Below are 1,936 nucleotides of genomic sequence, written 5' to 3'. Positions count from 1 at the left end.
AAACTTTTCTGACTTTTCTTCAGCCATTTATGAATGTTTGAATGATGCCCATTTGAAACATAAAAAAGAACTGGATTCCTTGCTGACTCTACGATTTCAGAAGTTTAATAAATCTCAGATTATGAACGTCTAAAGTATAGTTACGCACCCTTTATCTTCGGATTAGCGATCGCTCTTCCCTAGGCTGGCCGGGCGATCTATATCTTATTAATCCTCTGGAGTGTGGCAGCCCTGGCCGTGGGTTTAACCGTTCTCCTCAATATTTCTTTACTTCATGCTTTCATCGCCTCTTTATTAGGTTTTCTTGTCCTTTTAGTTTTCCAGAGAACTATCGGTTATCCCTTTATTTTTGCTGTCCATTGGCTGACAGAAAAATTATTAGGGGTCGAATTAGTGATCGATAAAAAACACTTGCAAAAAATTGTTGATTCGGGAATCAACCCAGAAGACCTAGAAAAAGATACCAGCGAGGAAACAGAGGAAGAAAAGACGAAAAACGAAGCCCTTTGGCACAATTATCTCACGGAAATGTCTCTTTTTATCTCACCAATTAGTAAAAATTTTCTCAGAATCGGTCATCATTTAGAAGTAGTAAAAACTCAAAATCTCAAAACAGTTCTAGAATATGTTGGGCTAGGTTTTTTAGGTTTATGTTTAATTCTCCTATTTTCTCCCGCCAAAACTTGGCTACAGGAAGGATTTTTTGCCCTTGATGATGCCGTGCGACTGACCTTCGATCTGATCGGATTTAGTCTATTATTACTGTTCCTGGGTTTATTTCTAGAAGCACTGACCTCGCCTCTAGAAGCCTTGGGTTGGTGGGCCGGTTGGTACAGTCCCAGTCGCGTCTATGCCGAGGAACCCTGGCAGCAACTAGCACCACCCCAAAACCAAGTGCAGCGTTATATCGTCTATCTCGACGGGATATGTCAGGAGTCCACTCGCTTGAAACCCTACGCTCAAAATTTTCTCGCCGAATTATACGGGATTTTACCGGCGCAAGTGCGGATCATTGGCAATATTATGCCCTATTCCACCACTAATCGCGCCTTAACCGATTCCGAGCGCCCTCTAGCCGGTTTCTGGCAATGGGTGGAAACAAACGGTCAGAAAGGGCATAACGGTGTAATGGCTTTAATCAATCTGCGGAATTTATTTAAGATCGTGGTTTCGGCCGATGATCGCTACGGACCAATTTTTAATCAGGGTTCGGCGGGAGTGATTCTCGAGGCATTACTACACAATGATTATCCCTTGGGCAGTAAGATACCAATTACTTTTATCGGTTATAGTGGCGGCGCTCAGGTTTCCTTGGGTGCAATTATCTATCTCAAAAAATTCCTGAAAGTACCCATCGAAATGATTTCTCTAGGGGGGGTTTTTAGCGGCAATGTCGGTTTTTTGCAGTTGGATCGGTTCTATCATTTAGTCGGTGAACGGGATACGGTAGAACCGATCGGTCGGACGATTTTTCCCGAACGCTGGCCGATCGCTTGGCTTTCCTACTGGAATCAAGCTCGTCGTCTCGGCATTATCAAGATTATCTCCCTGGGACCTACCCATCATAACGGGGTTATGGGTTATATGGACGGTGAAAGAACCCTCGCCGATGGTCGCACCTGTCGCCAGCAAACCGTGGACACTGTGGCTAAATTAATCTCTTTTCCTTAGCTGCTCTCAAAGTTCCCCAGAAAAATTGAGATTGACTGATCATGGCTATTTAACACTGGTTTGGGGCTATCCTCGCCAATTCCAGCCCAATACCTGTTCCCTCTTATCAAATCGGCTCGATTTTTTTTCTGAAAACCCTTGACAAATGGCGAGACTTGCTTTAGACTTTATGTATAATGGGAATCCGTGCGCCCATATATATAGGGTTTTTGAGGGAAGATAAGAGAGAAAAAAATAGACTCAAAAATCGGGATGGGTAGGAATA

1 protein-coding gene and 1 pseudogene are annotated in these 1,936 nt (G+C 43.5%); both read left to right on the top strand.

Annotation, left to right across the window (positions count from 1 at the left end; all coding sequences use genetic code 11):
* Positions 1-133, top strand: a pseudogene (locus O9332_RS10685) (IS630 family transposase); the annotation flags it as partial.
* A gap of 89 nt (positions 134-222) precedes the next feature.
* A complete protein-coding gene (locus O9332_RS10680) occupies positions 223-1,671 on the top strand; it encodes a YIP1 family protein (RefSeq protein WP_288025407.1) in 1,449 nt (482 codons plus the stop codon).
* Positions 1,672-1,936: the final 265 nt, after the last annotated feature.

Source organism: Microcystis sp. LE19-10.1B (genome assembly GCF_027530565.1).
Taxonomy (GTDB): Bacteria; Cyanobacteriota; Cyanobacteriia; order Cyanobacteriales; family Microcystaceae; genus Microcystis; species Microcystis aeruginosa.
The sequence above is the reverse complement of the archived record's forward strand: the minus strand, read 5'-3'. Positions and strand labels throughout refer to the sequence as shown.